This window comes from Vibrio sp. HA2012 (assembly GCF_002812955.1).
Lineage (GTDB): Bacteria > Pseudomonadota > Gammaproteobacteria > Enterobacterales > Vibrionaceae > Vibrio.
This window is the reverse complement of sequence record NZ_PFXK01000001.1, coordinates 52,513-76,280: the sequence shown is the minus strand read 5'-3', so window position 1 is coordinate 76,280 and position 23,768 is coordinate 52,513. Positions and strand designations below refer to the sequence as shown.

The 23,768-nt window shown below is 45.2% G+C and carries 20 protein-coding genes; 10 read left to right on the top strand and 10 right to left on the bottom strand.

The genetic code is table 11. From position 1 onward, the window contains the following. Positions 1–90: 90 nt before the first annotated feature. The 6 genes from CSW98_RS00320 to nifH form a co-directional block, all read right to left on the bottom strand. Complete coding sequence (locus CSW98_RS00320) at positions 91–381, bottom strand: DUF6129 family protein (RefSeq protein ID WP_100798458.1); 291 nt, start codon at positions 379–381, stop codon at positions 91–93. 10 nt (positions 382–391) lie between these two features. Further along, positions 392–1,060: a NifB/NifX family molybdenum-iron cluster-binding protein gene (locus tag CSW98_RS00315; RefSeq protein ID WP_100798457.1), complete on the bottom strand. Its 669-nt coding sequence runs from the start codon at positions 1,058–1,060 to the stop codon at positions 392–394. Between the two features lie 14 nt (positions 1,061–1,074). Continuing rightward, on the bottom strand, positions 1,075–1,293 hold the full coding sequence (gene nifT, locus CSW98_RS00310; RefSeq protein WP_100798456.1) for a putative nitrogen fixation protein NifT: 219 nt from the start codon (positions 1,291–1,293) through the stop codon (positions 1,075–1,077). 89 nt (positions 1,294–1,382) lie between these two features. Then, positions 1,383–2,954, bottom strand: coding sequence for a nitrogenase molybdenum-iron protein subunit beta (gene nifK / locus CSW98_RS00305; protein ID WP_100798455.1), 1,572 nt, complete (start codon positions 2,952–2,954; stop codon positions 1,383–1,385). A 93-nt stretch (positions 2,955–3,047) separates the two neighbouring features. Then, a complete protein-coding gene (gene nifD / locus CSW98_RS00300) occupies positions 3,048–4,514 on the bottom strand; it encodes a nitrogenase molybdenum-iron protein alpha chain (RefSeq protein WP_232733453.1) in 1,467 nt (488 codons plus the stop codon). A 66-nt stretch (positions 4,515–4,580) separates the two neighbouring features. Then, positions 4,581–5,456 carry a nitrogenase iron protein gene (gene nifH / locus CSW98_RS00295; RefSeq protein ID WP_100798453.1) on the bottom strand — a complete coding sequence of 292 codons (876 nt, stop codon included), beginning with the start codon at positions 5,454–5,456 and terminating at the stop codon, positions 4,581–4,583. Between the two features lie 320 nt (positions 5,457–5,776). Between nifH and CSW98_RS00290 the strand changes: the two genes are divergently transcribed. After that, a complete protein-coding gene (locus tag CSW98_RS00290; RefSeq protein WP_100798452.1) occupies positions 5,777–7,693 on the top strand; it encodes a methyl-accepting chemotaxis protein in 1,917 nt (638 codons plus the stop codon). Between the two features lie 211 nt (positions 7,694–7,904). Continuing rightward, on the top strand, positions 7,905–9,233 hold the full coding sequence (locus CSW98_RS00285; RefSeq protein WP_100798451.1) for an anaerobic C4-dicarboxylate transporter: 1,329 nt from the start codon (positions 7,905–7,907) through the stop codon (positions 9,231–9,233). 29 nt (positions 9,234–9,262) lie between these two features. On the opposite strand, the gene CSW98_RS00280 is transcribed toward CSW98_RS00285, so the two are convergent. From CSW98_RS00280 to CSW98_RS00270, 3 genes are all read right to left on the bottom strand, one after another. Then, positions 9,263–10,849, bottom strand: a complete 1,587-nt coding sequence (locus tag CSW98_RS00280) for a diguanylate cyclase domain-containing protein (protein WP_100798450.1) — start codon at positions 10,847–10,849, stop codon at positions 9,263–9,265. 482 nt (positions 10,850–11,331) lie between these two features. Further along, positions 11,332–13,029, bottom strand: coding sequence for an RluA family pseudouridine synthase (locus CSW98_RS00275; protein WP_100799127.1), 1,698 nt, complete (start codon positions 13,027–13,029; stop codon positions 11,332–11,334). Between the two features lie 42 nt (positions 13,030–13,071). Next, on the bottom strand, positions 13,072–13,365 hold the full coding sequence (locus CSW98_RS00270; protein WP_157810301.1) for a hypothetical protein: 294 nt from the start codon (positions 13,363–13,365) through the stop codon (positions 13,072–13,074). Between the two features lie 311 nt (positions 13,366–13,676). Between CSW98_RS00270 and CSW98_RS00265 the strand changes: the two genes are divergently transcribed. The 8 genes from CSW98_RS00265 to CSW98_RS00235 all read left to right on the top strand — a co-directional run bounded on the left by CSW98_RS00265 (position 13,677) and on the right by CSW98_RS00235 (position 22,668). Further along, the gene (locus CSW98_RS00265) at positions 13,677–14,096 is read left to right on the top strand and encodes a universal stress protein (protein ID WP_100798448.1); all 420 of its coding nucleotides are present in this window, start codon (positions 13,677–13,679) and stop codon (positions 14,094–14,096) included. Positions 14,097–14,605: 509 nt separating this feature from the next. Then, on the top strand, positions 14,606–16,489 hold the full coding sequence (locus CSW98_RS00260; RefSeq protein ID WP_100798447.1) for a PTS mannitol transporter subunit IICBA: 1,884 nt from the start codon (positions 14,606–14,608) through the stop codon (positions 16,487–16,489). 97 nt (positions 16,490–16,586) lie between these two features. Then, a complete protein-coding gene (locus CSW98_RS00255; protein WP_100798446.1) occupies positions 16,587–17,735 on the top strand; it encodes a mannitol-1-phosphate 5-dehydrogenase in 1,149 nt (382 codons plus the stop codon). A 65-nt stretch (positions 17,736–17,800) separates the two neighbouring features. Then, complete coding sequence (locus CSW98_RS00250) at positions 17,801–18,331, top strand: MltR family transcriptional regulator (RefSeq protein ID WP_100799126.1); 531 nt, start codon at positions 17,801–17,803, stop codon at positions 18,329–18,331. Between the two features lie 137 nt (positions 18,332–18,468). Further along, complete coding sequence (locus CSW98_RS17475; protein ID WP_157810300.1) at positions 18,469–18,612, top strand: hypothetical protein; 144 nt, start codon at positions 18,469–18,471, stop codon at positions 18,610–18,612. Between the two features lie 196 nt (positions 18,613–18,808). Further along, positions 18,809–20,146, top strand: coding sequence for a citrate/sodium symporter CitS (citS, locus tag CSW98_RS00245; protein WP_100798445.1), 1,338 nt, complete (start codon positions 18,809–18,811; stop codon positions 20,144–20,146). A 181-nt stretch (positions 20,147–20,327) separates the two neighbouring features. After that, on the top strand, positions 20,328–21,983 hold the full coding sequence (locus CSW98_RS00240) for an ATP-binding protein (protein ID WP_100799125.1): 1,656 nt from the start codon (positions 20,328–20,330) through the stop codon (positions 21,981–21,983). Next, positions 21,970–22,668 (top strand): response regulator, encoded by a 699-nt coding sequence (locus tag CSW98_RS00235; protein WP_100798444.1) that lies wholly within the window; start codon positions 21,970–21,972, stop codon positions 22,666–22,668. Before CSW98_RS00240 ends, CSW98_RS00235 begins: the two co-directional genes overlap by 14 nt. A gap of 70 nt (positions 22,669–22,738) precedes the next feature. On the opposite strand, the gene CSW98_RS17780 is transcribed toward CSW98_RS00235, so the two are convergent. Beyond that, entirely contained in the window at positions 22,739–23,722 is a 984-nt protein-coding gene (locus tag CSW98_RS17780; RefSeq protein WP_269799016.1) for a methyl-accepting chemotaxis protein, read from the bottom strand. Between the last annotated feature and the right edge of the window lie 46 nt (positions 23,723–23,768).

Sequence of the window (23,768 nt, the reverse complement as noted above, 5' to 3'; positions counted from 1 at the left end):
TAATGGCGCATAAAATTTCGGTTTGTCGTAAAGCAGACAAAAGTGAGAAATATGTAGGGAAAAATTGTCTGAAAATAGGAAAAAAGCACTTCACTCTTCGTGAAGTGCAATAACAAGCCCGGTGCATTGTTCAATATTGTGAGTTAACAAACTGCATGCTCCTGCACCTGAACTGACAAGATGGATATCGAATCCACAATAACTGGCATAGGGTTCCCGTTCTCCGGTATCGTCTTCAGAACAGAGAGTGAACCGAATATGTGGATAGGCGAGTCGCATTCGAGAGATCATATCATCATCGACGTATTCCAGCCCTTCAAGTACAGTTCCAATCTGCTGAATATCCGCTTCGCCGACAATAACTACATCCATAGTGGTCATAACGATTCTCCTATACGGTTATGTCGCCAGTCCCCAGTAATTTCTGCATCCAGGGCGGTGGGTTTGAGCCAATCACACGGCTTAGATCTGCCAATACCTCTTCTGCCGGCATCGGGGCTTTTTTCTTTACCGGATGAACATTCGCACGGGTAACCTTTGCTGCTGCAGGACCACCGATCGAAAGCGTAAATAAAATATGACATTCCCGCATCAGAGAAAGAATATAGTCCGTACGGGCTTCGCCCTTCAGAGTACTGTCGACAGCCCGGACATCCGTCAGTTGATAAGTATCCGCATTCACTTCATAAATCAGCACTCGCAGACAAGAACCATAGTGCCCGTTCAGCAGCTCGCCCTGGTTCGAGGTCACTGCGACTCTGAGCTTGGGTTCCGGCAGTGGTAACAGATCCACAACTTCCGGCGCATCCACATTATCCAACTCTTTATTCGTTAATACCGCCAATGCTTCAGTCACATCTTTACGTGGCACGGTATCATCCAGAGAAGCGACCATTATACGAAATGACTTAGGCGACATATCCATCAGTTTTTGCTCTGACAACGGCTCACCAAGGTGCTGGAGAAGTAAACCCAGCAGAGATTTAACATCAATATCAGGCAAAGATTTTGCGGCCATTGCAATGCGTAGTGCCGCTTCGTTTGAGATGACTGATTCCATATTAAATATCCTCCTTAAGCCGCTTTCAGACGACGCGCTCTGACCGTAACCGGTAATTTGGGTTTTGCGACAGGATCGATGTAATAAATCGCACCGCCAGACAGATGGACTTCGCCCCCCCACTGACTCTCCTGATCAAACTCTAAGTGAGTAATCGCTTCTTCCAGATCCTTTTTAGGAAGGTACAACGACAATTTACCTTCCTCGTTATACTGAATCATTACATTTGCCATAGGGTTATCCTTAACACACGCTATGTTTGAACCACGTAAGAGAAAATAGAACCGATAAAAAGCCGGCAGACATGCTGCCGGCGGTTACCTTACCGAACCAGATCGAAACCAAAGTCCGTTTTACCCAGAATACTGGATTCTCGATCCTGTTTAGCCAGTACTTCATTAACCAGGGTTGTTAAGATATACATAGCCCCTTCATAGCCAAGTGTCGTACTACGATGCAGATGATGACGGTCGAAAATCGGGAAACCGATACGTACCAACGGCACTTCAGACTCAGCTCCTTTCGCCTTAGTATCCCGTTCGATAAATTTCGCGTATGAGTTACCAATCATCAGGTCTGGCTTATCCGTCAACACCAAAGAACGGAAATGCCACAAGTCTTTGCCCACAAATACTTCGGCACTCTGTCCGTATGGCGTTTCAGCAAGCTGAGCCTCCATCTTCTTACGCCAGCGTTTGTTACCGTTGTGACAGAGAACATGTTTGATTTCACAACCCAACTCAGTCAGAAACTTGGTCATGCCCAGCAGATAGTCAGGGTCGCCATAGAGCGAGATACTCACACCGTGCAGCCATGAATGGGAGTCAGTCATCATATCCACTAAACGGCCACGTTCTTTAGTCAGTGATTCAGGGATATCTTTACCCGTCACTTCTGAGACCGTCATCAGGAAATTATCTGTCCATTCCAGTCCCATAGGAATACTCATGTCTGGAACATCTTGCTGCCACGTGCCGGATACAAACTTCTTAGTCTTAACCAGATGCTCTGGCTGCAATAGCAATGTCGCTTTTGCATTAGGCGCATCTTTGATATCAGCAATGGGCGTACCACCTGCGTACATACGATATTCACCATCAGCCGGTGTATCCAGAACCTCAGAAGGGTCACACAGGAAGGCATAATCCACGTCCATCTCGTCCAGCATACGGCGAATCACCCGGTAATTGCCCAGATAGGTTTCAAACCCGGGAACAATATTGATTTTACCGTTACTGCCAACGACTTTTCCTTCCATCTCTTTACGGGTGAAGTACCCCATAAAGCCTTCAAACATGTTATCCCAACCCGTCAGATGGCTGCCGACAAAGCTTGGTGTGTTGGCATAAGGTGTCGGAACCTCTGCGGGAAGATATCCACCCGCTTTTGCATTTCCGGTAAAGGCCTGAAGGTCATCACCGATCACTTCAGCCATACAGGTTGTTGATACAGCAATCACCTCTGGCTTATACAGTGCATACGCATTCTGCAGACCGTGGAACATATTATCCTGTCCCCCGAATACTGCTGCATCTTCCGTCATGGAATCTGATACACAGGCAACCGGCTCTTTGAAGTGACGGTTAAAATAGCTTCTGAAGTACGCAACACAACCCTGAGAACCGTGCACATAAGGCAGTGTTTTTTCAAAACCCAGAGCACAAAGTACTGCCCCTAAAGGCTGACATGCTTTTGCAGGATCTATAGTGACGTGCTTACGACTGAAATTTAATTCTTTATATTCTTCTGTTGTGGTCCACTCAAAGGTCTCTTTTACCTTTGCCGCATCAACAGCATCTTCATGGGCATTTCGCTTGTTTTTAAACATCTCCTGATATTCAGGCTGCTTAAACAAGTCGTAACCAGTTTTGATATCTTCAACTTTCTGGCTCATACATATTCTCCTACCGTGCCACTCATCCGTGAACGACGGTTCGGTTAACAACTGATGGTCTTACTCTTTAAAGCAAAATAGTCCATCGTAACATTAGGCGGTCTTAGCCAGTGCCTCGTCAGACGATTCATCCTTTATCCACGGGGCTTTCATGCTGCTCCAGCACGGATTATTGATCGTCAGATCCATATCTCGGGCGAAGATAGCAAAACCATCAACACCATGATAAGGCCCCGAGTAATCCCAGCTGTGCATCTGACGGAACGGATAACCCATCTTCTGGAAGATATACTTCTCTTTGATGCCGGAGCCGACCAGATCCGGATTCAGTTTCTTAACAAACTCTTCCAGTTCATAACCTGTAACATCATCAAACAGCAAGGTAGCTTCTTTTACTTCCGGAGTGGTTTTTACATAGTCATCGTTATGTGCAAATTCATAACCTGCGCCGACAATTTCCATGCCCAGATCTTCATAAGCCCCGATAATATGGCGAGGACGCAGACCACCGACATACAACATCACCTTCTTCCCTTCCAGACGAGGACGATATTTAGCAATAATCTGTTCCCATTCAGTACGATAACGCTTGATGACTTCTTCTGTCTGAGCCTGAATTTTCTCATCAAAATAGCCGGCAATCTTACGCATCGATTCTTCGATCTTAGTCGGGCCGAACAGGTTGTACTCTACCCATGGCACACCATGCTTCTCTTCCATATGACGCACGATATAGTTCATAGAACGGTAACAGTGAACCAGATTCAGTTTCACTTTCGGCGTATTTTCCATTTCCGGAAGCGTACCGTCACCAGACCACTGAGCAACTACGTTCAGACCCATATCCTCAAGAATGATACGGGAAGACCAGGCATCCCCCCCGATGTTATAGTCACCAATGATGGCAACATCATACGGACCCGCTTCAAACGCACGTTCATCTGATTTAGACAGTACATGGTCACGCAGTGTATCGTTCGCGATATGGTGACCCAGAGACTGAGACACACCACGGAAACCTTCACAACGAACCGGCACAATAGTTTTACCAATCTCAGCCCCTTTGATCTTAGCGACGGCTTCGATATCATCACCAATCAAACCAACCGGACACTCAGACTGGACGGAGAGACCTTTAGATAACGGAAACAACATTTCCAGCTCATCGATCGCTGCCGACAGTTTCTTATCGCCACCGAATACGATGTCTCGTTCCTGAAAATCCGTGGTAACGTTCAATGTCCCGAATGTATCAACCCCCGTTGTTCCGGTGTAATAATTACGCCGTCCGGCACGAGAATACTGACCACAACCGATAGGACCATGAGAAATATGGATCATATCTTTTACCGGTCCCCATACCACCCCTTTAGAACCTGCGTAGGCACAACCGCGAACCGTCATTACACCGGGCAATGATTTCCGGTTGGAGGTTACACAGCTTTTTCCTTCCGCACTGACATCATTGACACCCAGATGCAGCGCACGCTCTGCCCGTGCGACTTCCGGATAAACTTCCAACACTTCATCAATCAGTGCCTGAGTTTCTTGCTTATTCATCGACATCTCTGCCTCCAAATTAGTTTAAAGCTTATAGGCTTATCATTTTTCAGCCAGATTCATTGCTTATGCTACTTCAGCGGCTGTTTTGCCGACGATGGACTCATCTTCTACTTCCATGATGCCGAATTCCATCAGCAGATCTTCAAGCTCGTCCATAGTGCATGGCTCAGGAATAACGAACATTTTGTTCTCGATAACTTTTTTCGCCAGAGCACGGTATTCATCCGCCTGGTTACAAGTCGGGTCATACTCGATAACGGTCATACGACGAATTTCTGCACGTTGTACAATGTTGTCACGAGGAACGAAGTGGATCATCTGAGTGCCGATCTTCGCCGCAAGAGCCATGATTAACTCGTCTTCGCGGTCAGTGTTACGTGAGTTACAAATAAGACCTGCAAGGCGTACACTGCCTGAAGTGGCATACTTACAAATACCTTTAGAGATATTGTTTGCTGCGTACATTGCCATCATCTCACCAGAACATACGATGTAGATTTCCTGTGCTTTATTTTCGCGAATTGGCATGGCAAAACCACCGCATACCACGTCACCCAATACGTCATAAAACACAAAGTCCAGATCTTCTTCGTATGCGCCTTCTTCTTCAAGGAAGTTGATAGCGGTGATTACCCCACGGCCGGCACAACCGACACCTGGCTCAGGACCGCCTGATTCAACACATTTCACGTCACCGTAACCTGTCAGCAGTACATCTTCCAGTTCGATGTCTTCTACCGTACCGGCTTCCGCTGCCATTTCCATGATGGTGTTCTGCATTTTGGTGTGTAAGATCAGACGGGTTGAGTCTGCTTTAGGGTCACAACCGATAATCATCACTTTCTTACCAGCTTCTGCCAGAGCAGCGACCAAATTCTGCGTTGTTGTTGATTTACCGATACCGCCTTTTCCGTAAATTGCGCATTGACGAATTGCCATAATGGTTCCCTCCATAGGATGTGTAAAAAACAATTCATACATCTCTCTGCGAAAACCAAGCCAACACCAATAAACTCATAACAGATTGAAAATTAAGGAATTAATAATTACAAGCTATAACGTAGCTGACAAATTCCACTCTTTTTGTAAGGTTTAAAACAAAGCTGTCGGATGCTGTCTTACCTGTTTCCTATTGATAACTTTCTGAAATTTTTACTTTGTTTACAAAAATGCCATCTAAACTTTGGATAGTAGCAACCGATATATTCTTTATAAGCAGACAGAATATTTTCACAGACAACAGGTAATATGGTGCCATTATGAAGCAACTCGGACTTAAACGACTGCTGATCATCTCAGTGATGTTACTGGTTGGATTTTCAGTTTCCATTTCCAGCTATATCTCCTATACAAAAGAAAAAGAAGCCATCATTGATCTAACAAATCAACTCGGAAGTGAATACGTAAAAGGTCGGGCTACATTAGTTGAGACTTTTTTAGGAGAGAAAATTGAAGGCATGAGAGGGCTGGGAAAACTCTATAAAAATGAGGCCTTCCCCGGAAATACCTTAGAAGAATATGTGGCCCTGACCCATCTTTTCGCAACAACCCTGAATACAGGAAGCTCTTTTATAGGATTTGAATCGACAGGTGACGCCTACTGGAATCTGACCAGTGATGCATGGCCAAACCATAAGTTTCACGATGATATAAGAAAAATGAGCTACTATCAGGATGGTCGAAAAGCGATGGAACCTTCCGTCACCGACCCCTACCCCGATGGTGCAAACCCAGACATTTATTGGTTGAGTATTGTGCAGAAAACCCAAGATGGGATGATCGGTGCAGACATGAAGCTGGATTGGATGAGTGATTTAGCAAAAGAATCGGTCGATATCCCGGGGTCTGTTGCTTTAATTCTGAATCAGGATACTACCGTTCTGGCATCAACATCCGATGCAGTTAAGGTCAGTGATAAAGCTTCTGATATTTCCTGGTTCAAGGAAGCTGCTCTTGAAGCCGTAAAAAATGATGCTGCCGTCATTAGCTATCAACTGAACAACACTGACAAAATCCTTTTCTCTCACCGGATCAAAGTTGCAGATAAAAACTGGTACTTTGTTATGGGACTGGATACCTCTGTCGCTTACTCCAGCTTGATATCTGCCAGAAATACAGCCATTACTATTGCGGTTTCTGCAACAGTAATCTGTCTGCTGATAGCATTTTTTGCCCTTCAGGCACTATACCGCCCGATACTGTCTCTGAAAAAAACCATCCTCGATCTTTCCAGCGGCGATGCAGATTTAACTCAGCGGCTGAACGTTGAATCGAATGACGAACTGGGCGAAATTGCTGACGGCGTGAATAAATTTATCACTAATTTACAAACCATGCTGCGTGAAATTCAGGATATATCCGGTGTCCTGCAGACCAATGTCAGTCAGGTGCGGCAGCAGTCTGAGCATAACTCCGCTATTTTGCAAAATCACGTGACAGAAACCGAACAGATTGTTACTGCCATCGAAGAGATGAACGCGACGGCAGATTCAATGGCTACCGACGCAGCTAATACAGCCAGCCTGACCCAACAGGCCGATGAAACCAGTACCACATCGAAAAAAACCGTTCAACAATCACTGGCTACCGTTTCTGCACTGATTGAGGATGTTGACACCGCCGCAGCTAACGTTAACCGTATGAGTAATGAAACGCAGGAAATCAATAGTGTCCTGAGTGTGATTGGTGATATCGCCGAACAGACCAACCTGTTGGCTCTGAACGCTGCGATAGAAGCTGCTAGGGCCGGTGAACAAGGCCGGGGCTTTGCCGTTGTTGCCGATGAAGTCCGTAATCTTGCCAGCCGGACCAAAGAGAGTACGGAAGAAGTTGAAGTGGCGCTGGCGAACCTTCTGAAAGGTACTCAAGTCGTCGTAGATTCAATGGACAATACCAGACAACGTTGTCAGGAAACTGCCGAAGGGTCGGATGAAGTTGCTAACAGTCTGGAAGCAATGACCACCTATGTGACTGAAATTAATGCCCTCAGCACCCAGATCGCAACAGCCGCAGAGGAACAAAGCAGCGTAACACAAGAGCTTAGCCGCAATATGACCGCACTGAACGATATCGTTGGTGAACTGGACAGTAATGGCCAGCGGACTCTGTCTGATATGGAAAATATTGCTTCAGTCAATAGCCAGTTGATCAATATCGTCGGTCGCTTTAAGTTATAAGTTAAGTTATAAGCCTGATTTGAATACTTTGTATAAGAAAAAGATCCCTTCCCCCGGGATCTTTTTTGCTCAGGAAACGATTTAAATATGTGACTTGTAGCAAGATTTCAACACATAACAAACTCATAACATAAAAAATATGACCCTACTATTAGTATTTGTTTTTCTACAGCCTGAGAATAGTTTCAGGCTCAACTGAAAGGCTATTGCTATGTTATATCTTGAATTTTTATTTCTCTTGCTGATGTTATACACGGGATCCCGCTATGGCGGGATTGGTTTAGGCGTTGTTTCCGGTATTGGCCTGGTGGCTGAAGTTTTTATCTTTAGAATGCCGCCGACATCCCCTCCCATTACCGTTATGCTGATTATTCTTGCCGTGGTGACCTGTGCTTCGGTACTGGAAGCTGCCGGTGGTCTGAAATATATGCTGCAGGTAGCAGAAAGAATTCTGCGGAAAAACCCGAAAAACGTTACCCTTATTGCCCCTTTGGTTACCTATACCATGACATTTATGCTGGGTACCGGACATGCGGTTTACTCCATCATGCCAATCATCGGTGATGTTGCACTGAAAAACGGGATCCGCCCGGAACGTCCGATGGCAGCAGCATCTGTAGCCTCTCAGGTCGGGATCACTGCATCGCCTATCTCTGCAGCGGTTGTCTATTATCTGGCTCAACTATCCAATATTCAGCACGACATTACTCTGGTCACGATCCTGATGGTAACCATTCCTTCAACACTGTGCGGTGTGTTCCTGATGTCACTTTACAGTCTGCGCCGGGGTAAAGAACTGGAAGATGATCCTGAATATCAGGCCCGTCTTCAGGATCCGGTATGGAGAGAAAAAATTCTGACCACCACGGCAACCAGTCTGGATGAAGAATTGCCGGCATCGGCAAAAAATTCTGTCCTTATTTTTCTGGCTGCACTGGTTTCAATAGTGATTATTGCAATGTTTCCGGATGTCAGAACGATCATTGATAACGAAAAACCCATTTCCATGTCCATTATCATCCAGATGATGATGCTGGCTTTCGGCGGTATTATTCTGCTGGTCACCAAAACCGATCCGAAAAAAGTTCCGGACGGTGTGGTATTCAAATCTGGTATGGTTGCCGCAATCGCCATCTTTGGTATTGCCTGGATGTCAGATACTTATTTCAAATATGCCTTGCCTGAATTTAAAGCCGGTATTATCGGTATGGTTACCGACTACCCGTGGTCTTTTGCATTGGCACTGTTTATTGTATCGGTTGTGGTCAACTCTCAGGCGGCGACTGCCCGGATGATGTTGCCGGTCGGTATCGGCCTTGGTCTGGAACCGGCTCTGCTGATCGGGATTATTCCGGCCGTTTATGGTTACTTCTTTATTCCTAACTACCCGTCAGATATTGCCACTGTCAACTTTGACACATCGGGTACAACTAAAATAGGCAAATGGTATTTTAACCACTCTTTTATGATAGTCGGTCTTATCAGTGTGGTTTCATCCTGCTGTGTCGGCTACCTGCTGGCTAAAATGTTACTAAGCTAATAAAAATCAACCAGACTGTCCCGGAGAAATCAGCTCTTTTCCGGGACAGTTTTTAATAACGAGTGTTCATATTCCACCGATGTGCCCTCAGCAGATTTCTCCATACGCCGCTCGGCAGAAGGTTCCACCTCTTTTGAATAAAAAATAAAACGGTTGCGCCCCTGTTTTTTTGCAGCATACATGGCCGTATCAGCATGGCGTAATAATGCCTCTGCTGTGGCACCATTTTCAGCATAACAAGCCGCCCCGATACTCATGTGTATCGTTACTGTCTGCCCGCGCAGGCAATACGCTTTCTGCATGACTTCCAGCATATGCCGGCAGACGGTTTCAAGTGAACTTTTTTGTCTGACAATCTGTGTGATCACGACAAATTCATCGCCACCAAAACGGGAAATAAAATCCGAACGTCTTAACGTTTTGCGTAACCGGTCAGCAACAGCCAGCAACAATTCATCACCCACCGCATGTCCCAGTGTGTCGTTCACCTTTTTAAAATCATCCAAATCAATAAACAACACAGCAAAGAGAGAGCCTTTCTCCCGTTCAGCCGTGTAAATTTGCTGCTCCAGCCGGGAGTGCATAGCCATACGGTTTGGCAAACCGGTTAAAACATCATGCAACGCCTGATGTTCCAGCAATGCTGTTCGCTGTTTCACCTTACGGTTAAGCTGATAATTCCAGTACAGGATGATAAGGGTAAAGCTTCCCAGTATACCGAATGCCCATAACACGATTTTCCAGTAGATGCCGTGTCCGATATCTACATAAACCCAGCGAGAAAATATCTCAGCCCGCTCTCGGACAGTAATAGAATCCAGTGCCTTATCCAGAATAGAAACCAGTTCTGGCCAGTCACTTCTGACACCGATACCCAGCTCAAAACGGTATGGCGTATCTCCGGATACACGCAAATGGCTCAGACTTTTTTCCTGAATAATATAACCGACAGTAATAATATTTCCGACAAAAGCGAAAGTATCACCATTAGTCACCGCTGATAATGCTTTTTCGACATTCGGATAAGGTTTGATCAGGATCCCCGGGTGCTCTGCTGACAATGTATCAAAAGAAGCAAACCCTTCGACAACAGCCACGGTTTTACCGATAAGTCCCTGAATACCGGATACATAACTGACAGAGTCTCTGGTCACAATGACCATAGCATTAGAAATATACGGTCGGGTAAACCGGGCAAACTCCTGTCTTGCCGAAGTCTCCATCGCCATACTGAGCACATCCAGCCGGCGCTCCCGGATATCCTGTATCGAATCGTTCCAAAGCTGGTCCGGAGAACGAACAAAACGAATCGCCAGTTTCTTTTCAATCAATGCGATAAAATCAGCGGCTATCCCCTGATAACTGCCGTCTTTCCCCATATACTCCAGTGGAGGCCAGTATGAATTTGAAGCTAGACGGATCACCGGATGCTGTTCCAGCCACTGTTTTTCTTTCTGGGTCAGATAAACCATTGAACGCTGGGCTCCGCCCTCTAGTCGGGGATGCAGGGATGCTTCCTGTACGCTACAGAACTCAGCATTAACAGTTTTAACAATTAAAATAAATGAAATAATAATTAGAAAAAACAGTTTAAGATTATTTATTAACTTATACATACATAAAACACACAGAAAGATTTCACTAGTCCAATGGCTAATTTCTTTAGCGTGCAGAATTAAGCCGGCAACAAACACTATAATTTTAGTTTACCCGATGAACTTGTACAAATTATCACCAGATGAATTCGCATAAATAAGAATTTCAATAAATTAGACTTTAGAATGTACAGGTGAATTAAAAATGGGGGCCATTTTCTGTGCTATTTCTTTTACATTGAGCTTGTTGATAACACTCTGAACACTGCATATAAGGACGGTTCGATATATACAGACTTCATTAATATATAATAAAAATGACATACAGCATCTGAATATAAATAAGCACTAAATAAGAGAGTCTTACGTTGAAAACCGGAAACAAAAAAATCATCGGCATATCCGATAAAAATAACATCCTGAATAATTAGCCATATCGTTAATATATATAGCTAATTACTCTATGTTTTATATGTATTCTCAGAAATGGAGGCTAAGGAGAATTAAAACTCACTTTCTGCGATAAAGTGCATCACTTTACCAGAGAGCGGATGAATGAGACGCAGAGAATCAGCATGCAAATACAGTCTCTCTGCTCTCTGACCGTATAAATCATCACCAGCAATAGGCATATTCAGTCCATCCGGATGTGCACAATGCACCCGCAACTGATGTGTACGGCCGGTCTTAGGGTACAGATACACCTTTGTCTGTTCTGTATACCGTTCACACACTTCCCAATAGGTGTCTGCTGGTTTACCATGCCGGAAACAGACAAGCTGCCTTGGCCTGTCATGCGGATCACCGCGCATCGGCAGACTGATACTACCGGATTCCTTTTCCACAATACCGTCGACCAGAGCAACATAACGCTTCCGGACACTACGACTGATAAACTGTTTCTGCAGATGTTTATGTGCTCTGCCGGAAAGCGCTATCACCATCAACCCAGATGTCGACATATCCAGCCGGTGTACAATCAGTGACCCCGTAGCCTGAGGAAACAGTTGCCTGACACGCTGATAAACCGAATCCTGAATACTCTTACCGGGTACAGATAGCATCTCTGCCGGTTTATTCACAACAGCAATCGCATCATCCTGATAAACCACCTGAAGAGATTTATTCTTCGCCGGGTTAACCAGTAACGGGTTATCATCAATATCCATACCATCCAGCATATGTGCCAGAATTGGCTGGCACTTTCCGCTACAGGACGGATAGTAATGTTTATGCCTGCGGATTTCTGATTTTGGTGACTGTCCCCACCAGAATTCGGCCATCGCAAGCGGCTGCATCTTATGCATAAATGCATACTGCAACAGCTTAGGTGCAGCACACTCTCCAGAACCGGCAGGAGGAATTCGATTTACTGTATTCTGAAACAGTTCACCCAGATCTTTTTCCTGTCCGGCCTGATTAAGAAAACGATATTGAGCAAACAGTTTTTTCTGCAAAGCCTTAGACAAGGTTTTTCTCTGTTCTTTCAGCGCATCAATCGGTGCCGTCAGCTGTTCCAGACAGTAACGGATTTCCGCGAGCTCCTTTTCCCAGCGCTGTTTATACTCTCTGAGCCGGAGTTTCTCAGCCACACTTTCCTGACTCAGGCACAGCATCTGCTGTTGATACACTTCCTGCCCGATATCCTGACTCAGTAAAGACTGCTCTAGCCAGTGGCGCTGAGACTTACGTCGTTTCCGCCCTTCTATCATCTGTTCTCGAAAGTTGGCAAGCTGTTGCTGTTCCTCTGTCTGTATCTCATTCAACCGCTGATGGAATAAGGTAATGTCAGGATGCCTCTCCAGTGTCTCTAACTGATGATTAATTTCATTGACACGGGCCTGTTCCGTAAGAAAAAAACCGCCGGTTTTCAGCATATCGAAAACCGGAGGAACGAATCCCGGCAGATGGTTGCTATCAGCCAGTTTTCCGGAAAATGCGGCCAGATATCCCAGCTCACCCGCCGAATTACGGACAACCAGCACTCCAAACATCTTTCCGATAGCGCCTTGCATTTCACCGCTCAACCCGAAATTATGCTGCCAGTCTGTCTGTGTCTGAAGATGCCGCTGCAACGCTTCTGCCGCCAGCTCACTTAAAGGATGCGGTTCATAACAAAAAGGAAACGTAAATTTCTCTGGCAAGCGGTCATGTGCTGCCGAACGGGGAAAATGGTGAAAACAGGTATCCTTTGTATGCATAATCATTAGTCTGTACTTCTGGGGGAGTGCGATTCTACAGGTTTACTCCTCCAACTTCATCCCTATTCTCTGTCTGACTTCGTCAGCACTATAACGGGTCAAATCGTATACCACAGACAGACCATCACTAATATCCAGTATTTCCGGTTGTCCCCGGAAACCTGTCTGTTTCAGTTTATGACATACAGGCTCCGCAGCCTGGTCGATAATCACCTGCATATAAGGCAATAAAGCACTCTGAACCATACCGTTACGGTTATATATTTCTATCGCCTCAGCCAGAGTATCTGTATCTGTAAACTCTATAATCTGAATAATATCTTCTAAGCGCATCATTTTTTTCCGTTACTACACATATCATTTCATCCATTGAAAGAAATTAATCTTTTATAATCAAGATTATATACCCAAATCACTTCAAAATGCATATACCAGACTGACCTCAGGATACAGATTTTCAGGCACCATTAGCGCATCCGGTTCAGAAAAAAGTAAAAATAGTAGCTACAGTCTCATACCTGCAATAACCCATACATCCGTTCGTAAATGACAAACGCTATACTATAAACAGAGGAGTCTATATACCTGTTATGCACAAATAGTCGTCATACAGATGTTAGGAAACGGAGGATAACAGGGAGGACATTATGAGCTATAAGCATTTACTGGTTGCTGTCGATTTATCTGCTCCGAGCGATACCATGATCAGCAAAGCGGTATCCATGGCAAAAAATTTAGACGCTAAGATATCGTTTATCTATGTGGATATCACCCATCAGGACGCCGACCTTCTCGACTATGACCCAGCCGAGGTCAATCAGATACAGCGGGATCACGATGACTTAATGCAACAATTAAATGAGATCACCGGGCTGATTCGCTACCCTATTGAAAATAAACTGGTCGTTACCGGGGATGTAGAAGAGCAACTGAATGAGGCTGTAAAAGAAATCAGCGCAGATTTACTGGTGAGCGGACATCATCACGGGTTCTGGAACCGCTGGTGGTCTTCTGCCCGTAAACTGGTCAGTATGGCTGATGTGGATCTTTTACTGATCCGTATTTAATCTATCACCGAGTGAAGGCTGCTGTATTATTATTGCCTTCACTCTTCTGCCTCCGCATTACCACGCTGTTCTTACCGTAAGAACTTGTCGAAAAATTACACATTCTTATACAAAAATATTTTTATTTAATTCACACCAAAAAATAAATACTAATTCGCGATCAAAATCACACCAGAACTTTAATGAAAATTTTTTATTATTTCCTTTGTGATTTGTGTCACTATAAATAATCAATAGCAAATAAATAAAATGAGATGCCTGTCGTTTTATTTATATTGACTTTTATTTTTATTGCATTTTGTAATTAAATTACACCGAATAAACGTGATAGGGATCACTCTAATTTTTTGTATTCCCCTAAAAACAGCCGATTTAGATCACAAAAAAGCAGCCCAAAAGCAATACATAAGATCGTGTGCTAAGTTGAAGATGTCTTAAGCAAATAACAAACGGTTTTTACCAGAAACCGTCTATACAAACACAATAGAACATCGAACGGGGTACTGAATATGTTATCACCAGAAGCGAAGGTCAAAGTCCAGAACTTTGGCCGGTTCCTCTCTAACATGGTAATGCCTAACATCGGCGCGTTTATCGCCTGGGGTTTCATTACTGCGCTATTTATTCCAACCGGCTGGGTGCCAAACGAAACGCTGGCTTCCATGGTTGGTCCTATGATCATGTATCTGCTGCCACTGCTGATCGGTTATACCGGTGGTAAAATGGTCGGCGGTGACCGCGGTGCCGTTGTCGGTGCTGTAACAACCATGGGGGTTATCGTTGGTACGGACATCCCAATGTTTATGGGTGCAATGATTGCCGGTCCTCTTGGTGGTCTTGCAATTAAGAAATTCGATCAGGCTGTTCACGGTAAAGTGAAAAGCGGTTTTGAAATGCTGGTCAACAACTTCTCTGCCGGTATCATCGGTATGATCTGTGCGATTGTCGCTTATATGATCATCGGTCCTGCAGTAAAAGTACTGTCCAGTGCTCTGGCTTCCGGCGTAAACGTTCTGGTTGATACAGGTATCCTTCCTCTGACTTCTCTTTTTGTTGAGCCTGCAAAGATCCTGTTCCTGAACAACGCGATCAACCACGGTATCTTCTCGCCACTGGGTATCCAACAGTCCGAAGAAATGGGTCGTTCAATCTTCTTCCTGATTGAAGCGAACCCGGGTCCGGGTCTGGGTCTGCTGCTGGCTTATATGATGTTCGGCAAAGGCAGTGCGAAACAATCTGCTGCCGGTGCTTCTATCATCCACTTCCTGGGTGGTATTCACGAAATCTACTTCCCATACGTACTGATGAACCCTCGTCTGATCCTGGCGATGATTGGTGGCGGTATGACGGGTGTCTTTGTCAACGTTATGTTTGAATCAGGTCTGGTTTCTCCAGCTTCACCGGGTTCTATCTTTGCGGTACTGCTGATGACACCTAAATCTGCATTTGTAGGTGTGATTCTGTCGGTTATCTGTTCTGCGGCGGTATCTTGTGTGATCGCTTCCTTCCTGCTGAAAACTCAAAAGCAGACAGAAGGTGACGATTCACTGGAGCAGGCAACAAACCAGATGCAAGACATGAAAGCGTCTTCCAAAGGTATGGCTCCTGCGGCTGAAATTAACATGGCAAACGTACGTAAAATCATCGTTGCGTGTGATGCAGGTATGGGTTCCAGTGCAATGGGTGCAAGCCTGCTGCGTAAGAAAGTAGAGGCCGCGAATCTGGATATCGAAGTCACTAATCTGGCCATCAACAGCCTGCCAGGCGATGTGGATATTGTTGTTACGCACAAGGATCTGACCGACCGTGCTCGTACTCATGCCGCGAATGCGAAGCATATTTCTCTGTCTAATTTCCTGGACAATGCTTTGTATGACAATCTGGTGGCAGAACTGGTTGCTGCAAAAGGTGATGCAAAAAAGCCTGAAACACCAGCAGACACTGGCTCTAGCAGCAACGGGTCGCTAAAGCTTTCGGATGAGAACATCTTCTTGGGTCTGGAACCTAAAGGTAAGGAAGAGGTTATCAGGTTTGCTGGTGAACAACTTGTAAAACTGGGATATGTTGCTCCGGAATACATTGAAGGCATGCTGGCACGTGAACAGCTCGTCTCAACGTATCTGGGTGAGTCTATCGCGGTTCCTCACGGAACCATTGAAACCAAGCAGTATGTAAAGAAAACCGGTATCGTCTTCTGCCAGTTCCCTGAAGGTGTCCAGTGGGGAGAAGATGCAGATGATGTTGCCAAAATGGTTATCGGTATTGCTGCACAGGGTGACGAACATATTCAGGTTATCACCGCAATAACAAATTCACTTGATGATGAAGAAGCCATCGAATGTTTGAAGACAACAACCAACCCGGCGGATGTTCTTCGAATCCTCAATAGCTGATAAGGCTTCAGCGTTATGCTCCTGAAGTGAATTTAAGGCCGATCCTCCCCCGACCGGCCTTCTTTTCAGAACTCAACCTTTTCCTGGAAGATATATTATGAAAGCATTACATTTTGGTGCCGGTAATATTGGCCGTGGATTTATCGGAAAATTATTAGCCGATGCACATGTTGAAGTCACTTTCACTGATGTAAATGAAGTGGTAGTGAATGGTCTCATTGAACGTAATCAGTACCCGGTAAAAGTGGTCGGTGCCGACTGCGTTACTGAAACCGTAACCGGCGTAACTGCTATTAACTCGACCGATCCGAATGTGGTTAACTGTATCGCTGAAGTCGATATGATCACCACCGCCGTAGGACCGACTGTATTAAATATTATTGCAAAAACCATTGCTCAGGGTCTGGAAAAAAGAATCGCTAACGGCATCACTACTCCCCTGAATATTATTGCCTGCGAAAACATGGTTCGCGGAACCAGTCAGTTAAAAGCAGCAGTCTTCGAACTGCTGTCTGATGAAACCAAGGAAAAAACCGAAGCGCTGGTTGGCTTTGTCGACTCGGCGGTAGACCGTATCGTACCGCCCGCAGAAGAGGGGGAAACCGATCCTCTGGCGGTAACGGTAGAGACCTTCAGCGAATGGATCGTTGATCAGACTCAGTTCAAAGGTGAAATACCGGACATTCCGGGTATGGAATGCACCGATAACCTGATGGCGTTTGTAGAACGCAAGCTGTTTACCTTAAACACCGGCCACTGCGTAACAGCGTATCTGGGTAACCTGAAAGGGCACAGAACCGTTCGTGAAGCGATTGAAGATCCGGCCATTCGCAGCGATGTCAAAACAGCGATGGAAGAAAGTGGTGAGGTTTTGATCAGTCGCTATGGATTTGAGCGTGAGAAACATGCCGCTTATATTGAAAAGATCTTAGGTCGCTTTGCTAACCCTTATCTGGTCGATGAAGTAGATCGCGTTGGTCGCCAGCCACTCAGAAAACTGGGTAAAGATGACCGTCTGATAAAACCACTTCTGGGGACTATCGAATACGGTACAGCCAATAACACCTTGTTAAAAGGCATTGCTGCTGCACTGAAATACACCAATGAGAGTGATCCTCAGGCTGTAGAACTGCAGGAAACTATCGCTGAAATCGGGATCAGAAAAACGCTGGAAAAATACAGCAGTCTGGATGAGAACAGTAAAGAAGCTATCCAGATCGAAACGCTGTATAACCAAATCGGCTAACCCTTTCGGTGGAAGTGAGCCTGCCGGCCCTTCCACCGTTTTTATATCTTTGTAGTGTACATATGATGCAGATTAACAGTGAATCCGACATTATCGAAGAGCTGAACTCGGCACTGACCGTCAGAAGCTTTTTTAATATTGTCGTAAGACGAATTACCCAGTCGATCGATGCGCTGATTCAACGTATCTTCCGCAAAGATGAATTGACTGTCACCACTGTTGTTGACTCCCTTTTAAATAAATCTGGCCCACTGGGCGAACTATCCGACCAATTGAAGCTGCTGTTCGGTATCGGTATCGTTCCTGAAGGGATCTACCACAATATAGAGGACATTATCCGACTCCAGAAAAATCTGAACAACGATATTAATGAACACACCTTTACCGATGACTATGTCATCTATTCATTAAAAGAGATGAGTTTCTTCAGTCGTCTGGGACTGCCATCATCCTTTGATAGTTTCACTCTGGATGATGACATCAGTGACGAACTCCGACAGTTACAAATGCAGCGGCAGCAGCAGATCATCAAATCAGGCTTGTCACTGGTCATCGTGGATATCTGCGAACATCTGGATAACTGCTGTATTCAATAAACCTCTCTGCTGTTCCTACAGAGAGGTTCTCTCCCTGAACGTTTCTTTTTTAAGCTGAATTATGACACTTATGTTGCAATTGATATGCTTTGTATATACACTGTATATTAATGAAATACACATAAGGAGAGCACAATATGACTGTTAACAGTGATTTAAGAAAAGCTTTGCAAACTTGGGAACACAGCGAGTTAACCGAGTACAATCAGGCACCTTTCGCAATCCGTGCTCTGGGTGTAGTCACCGTATCTGTGCTAACAGCGATGACATTTCTGCTGTAATACTGCGTGTTTTTTGTCTGCCAGAAAAAGATGACTGAATGCTGACGGACACCGTGTGCATATACATTTTCCGACTTAAATACTTTTAATTTTTAAGCGATTTTTATTCTACGGCGTTAAATGCGAGTTCTCACAATTACAAGGCGATCTTATTTATAAAATGTTCCATAGTCACATCAACTATGGAATATTTATTATGACTCAAGAAACAATGATCCTAAGCGAGAAGTCGCCTTCGGGTTTGCTTTCGAAAATCTCGTTCTTCGGGATCCCGCTGCACCTTTATGCCATCCTTTTGGCAGTGGTTCTGATCGCACACTTTACTGATACCCTTCCAGACAACATCGTTGGTGGCTTCGGCTTTATGTTTGTTGTTGGTGCTCTGTTCGGTGAAATCGGTAAACGCCTGCCAATTTTTAACAAGTACATTGGTGGTGCCCCGGTTATGATCTTTCTGGCTGCTGCCTGGTTTGTACACGCAGGTCTGCTGACCGAAAGAGAAATTACAACAGTGACTGCTGTAATGAAAAAGACAGACTTCCTGGATCTTTTCATTGCTGTTCTGATCACTGGTTCTATCCTGGCGGTTAACCGTAAACTACTGCTCAAGTCTCTGGTTGGTTATATCCCGACTATTCTTGCTGCTGTACTGGGCGCTTCTGTGCTAGGTATCCTCGCTGGTATGGTTTTCGGTATCTCTCCTGCCAATATCATGATGCTGTATGTACTGCCTATTATGGGCGGTGGTAACGGCGCTGGTGCAATTCCGCTGTCAGAGATCTATGAATCTGTAACCGGCGGTTCAAAAGAGCAGTATTACTCTGTTGCTATCGCTATCCTGACTATTGCTAACATCGTTGCTATCGTTGCGGCAGCCGTACTGAACAATATCGGTGAAAGAATGCCATCTCTGACTGGTAACGGTGAGCTATTGCGTAAATCCAGCTTTGATGTGGGTGAAGAAGAAGTTGCTCCGAAAATCACTCCACGTGAAATTGCGATCGGTCTGATGCTGGCTGCGTGTGTATACACACTGGCTGCAGCACTGTCAAAATCTATCCTGCCGGGTTTTGGAGATGTAAAAATCCACACCTTCGCTTACATGGTTATCATCATTGCTATTGTGAACGGTACAGGTATCTGTTCAAACGAAATCAAAGAAGGGGCAAAACGTCTGTCTTCTTTCTTCTCTAAGCATTTGCTTTGGGTGCTGATGGTTGGTGTTGGTATTGCTTATACCGATCTTCAGGAAATCATTGATGCAATTACTTTCGTTAACCTGATCATTGCAACTCTGATCGTTCTGGGTGCAATTATCGGTGCTGCTCTTGGTGGCTGGGTAATGGGCTTCTACCCTATCGAATCGTCTATCACTGCTGGTCTGTGTATGGCTAACCGTGGTGGTTCTGGTGACCTTGAAGTTATGGCGGCAGCAAACCGAATGAGCCTGCTGTCTTACGCACAAATTTCATCACGTCTTGGTGGTGGTATTGTTCTGGTTATCGCCAGTGTTGTATTTGGCATGATGAGCTGATACAAGCGTTAAAAGACTGGGAGCAAGGCTTGGCCTTGCTCCCGTTTCATTTATCAGCAAGAAAAAATATCTGTTATATTACGGGCTTATCGGTTTATCGCATTTTATGCAGTATTTTTGATTTGTTGACATATTAATCACTTGTTACACTATGCCGATCTCAAATCCACAACCTGCTTTCATGCCCAGACAAGCTATTCATCACCGTTTATGTGCAAACCTCTCGTTCCGGCAACGGGTCTGGGGATTGTTATTTGTCGTCGTGTCCTCTCTGCTTCTGCTGGTTGGCTGCTATTTCCATTATATTCTGTCCGATACGTTACACAGTCAGATCAGTACCCGAGCCGTAGCTCAAGCCAGAGAAATTGCCAGCGATCCTGTTTTTATTCAGGCTATGGAGGCAAATGATCTCGATACGATTCATCGCCAGATTGAACGTCTGACCAAGATTTCTGACGCTGATTTTATCGTGGCTGGTGACAAAAACGGAATCCGCCTTTCCCATCCGGATCCGGAGAAAGTCGGTTTTCCTATGCAGGGAGGCGACAGTGCCAGAGCACTGGAGGAAGGCGATTACTACTATTCCGTTCGTGAAGGCAGCCTTGGTTTTGCTATTCGCGGCAAATCCCCCGTATTTTCTCCGCAAGGAGAGATCATCGGCGTCGTTTCTGTCGGGTATCTGCTGGATACCATCAGCACCCTCATATTACGCTACTCTATTCCTTTTTTTACCGCTTTGACGGGTATCTTTTTCTGCTCATCCATCGGTGCCTGGTGGTTTACCAAACACATAAAAAGCCAGATGTACGGTATGGAACCGGAAGAAATTGCCATGTCTTTACATGTACAGAATTCCGTGTTTGAAGCGGTCTACGAAGGCATTGTTGCGGTGGATAATCAGGGAGATATTATCTCTGTCAATCAGCACGCTCTGAAAATTCTGGGTATTCCATATCATCCCAACCAGCTTCAGGGGCAGAAAATCAAAGAGCACATCACACCGGTAGATTTTTTTATCGGTGTAAAAATGAATGATGATTCCGATAATCTAGAACAACAACATAAAGAAATTACCTGTAACGGTGAGGCCCTGATTGCGACACGTGTCCAAATTTGGGAAAATGAACAGCATTCCGGCTGGGTTATCAGCTTCCGTCCTAAAAATGATTTAAGTGTATTAACCTCTCAGCTTACACATATCCGCCAGCAGACGGATAACTTACGTGTAGTCAGTCATGAATATGCGAATAAGCTGTCCACCATCAGTGGTCTGATCCAGATAGGTGCCTATGAAGAGGCTTTACAAGCCACCAGAGAAGAAACAGAAACACATCAGCAGTTCGTTGATTTTATTACAGCGGCATTCCGCTCTAAAGTCGTTGCTGCTCTCCTGCTGGGTAAATACAGCCGAGCCAGAGAATTAGGGCTGACACTGGAGTTTGATCCCAGTTGTCTACTACAAAGACAACCCGTCAGAATAACAGAAGATGAGCTGGCTGCGATTATCGGCAACCTTCTGGATAATGCGTATGAAGCGACCCTTAAAAATCCGGACAGCAATAAATGCGTCTCTATCTTTCTTTCCGATGATAACGGGAAAGAACTGGTGCTTGAAGTTGCAGACAATGGGATAGGGATCCCTGCGGAAATTGCAGACACCTTATTTGACAGAGGAATTACCAGCAAAGGAAAGCCGAACCATGGTATCGGTCTGTATCTCGTCCATCAATATGTCATCAAAGCCGGTGGCTACATACTGATTGATGATGCAGAACCATCCGGTACGATTTTTTCTATATTTATTCCGAATGAGATTTCGAAAAATGGAAATTTATGACATTTTGATTGTTGAAGATGAAGCAAATATTGCTGAATTTCACTCTCACTATATTACACAGACAAAACGTTTCCGGGCTGTCGGAATTGCCCAGAAAATATCCGAAGCCCGTACGATGATCCGGTTGTTAAAACCTAAACTGGTGCTGCTGGATAACTATCTTCCGGATGGAAAAGGGATTGATCTGCTTAAAGAAATTACAGCAATGGATAGCGCGCCTGACGTTATTTTCATTACTGCAGCAAACGATATCGATACCGTACGTGAAGCAGTACGTAGCGGTGTATTTGATTACCTGATGAAGCCAATCTCATACGATCGTCTGTCCGATTCACTGGATCGTTATCTGAAGTACACCAGTTCCCTTAAAGCCAGCGAACATATCAATCAGCGTCATGTTGATGCTTTGTTTAATTTTCAGTCAAAATCCGTGCGCCTGCAACAACTGCCGAAAGGTATTGATGAACTCAGCCTGGATAAAGTCACCCGTGCGTTTGATGAACCCGGTGTTGTCTATACTGCAGAAACCTTAGGCAAAGAACTAGGCATCAGCAAAACAACCGCTCGCCGCTATCTGGAATATCTTCTTGCCCGGGGAATGGTGGAAGCTGTTATCCAGCATGGACGAATCGGCCGGCCTGAGCGGGTTTACCAGAAAGTTGCCAGCGGAAAAACAGGCAACTGATTAGGAAAGAACCGACACCCCTCAGAGCCAGTATAATTGGCCTGAGGGGTGTGCCACTATTAACGACTCACTAGTAACGATTTCTCAGAGCACTCTGTATCAAGTTTCTTTGCTGCTCAATCATAGCAACTGCTTCAGCAATCTGTCTGGCCACATTTTCTTGTCTGTGACTGATACCTTCCATCGTGTCTTTCTCTGCATTCGTGTAAATCACGGCCTTATCTACGTTCGAACTGATCCTCTCTATCGCTTCGGAAGATGCATGCGCTTCCTGTACGACGGAGGCAATACTTTGCTCGATTTTAGCACTGGATGCACGGGCACGGGTTGCCAGATTTCTAACCTCATCCGCTACCACGGCAAATCCACGTCCCTGTTCTCCGGCTCGGGCAGCCTCAATGGCAGCATTTAACGCCAGAAGATTAGTCTGATCTGAGATATCGTTAATCTCAAGCGCTAGGCTATTAATAGTCGCCACACCCTGCCCCAACTGCTGGATCTGTCCCTTAACACCATTGATAAAATCGGCATCGGCCTGTGTTGCTTTAGCTGATGCTGCCAAATTCTCACAGCAGCCAAAAAGATCATTTTTTACGGTAAGCGAACCTTCTGCTGCATTTCCGGCAACAGAGATTATCTGTTCAATCAGTCCAGCAATATCATCCAGAATATGTGTGGCTTTCTGCAGGTAACGTTCCTGTTCTACCTCTCTCTGTTTCGCAGAAGCTTCACACTGAGCGATTTCCGCCTGACAGCGGGCAATATCCAGCTCCAGCGCTTCACTTCTTTGTTCTGCTGACTGAGCCGCTTCCTGTAACTGTTGAATTGCCCGGCTCAGTTGATCCGGAGTCTGAACGCCGCGGGTATTACGCCGCAGGTACGAAGACAACTGACTTTCCAATGTTTGCAGACTTCCCTGCAAAAGCAGGATAACCACGACTGCACTAATCAATCCGGCAGCACAGACGATGGCGACATAGGTCATGGTCTCCGCTGCGTTTTCAGATAAAAAGGAGTGCGCCAACACAATGGCTAAAATTGCAATATCAGCCATGACTAATTTCCGAACAATCGGCAGGTTAAAAAGCATAGAAAACCCT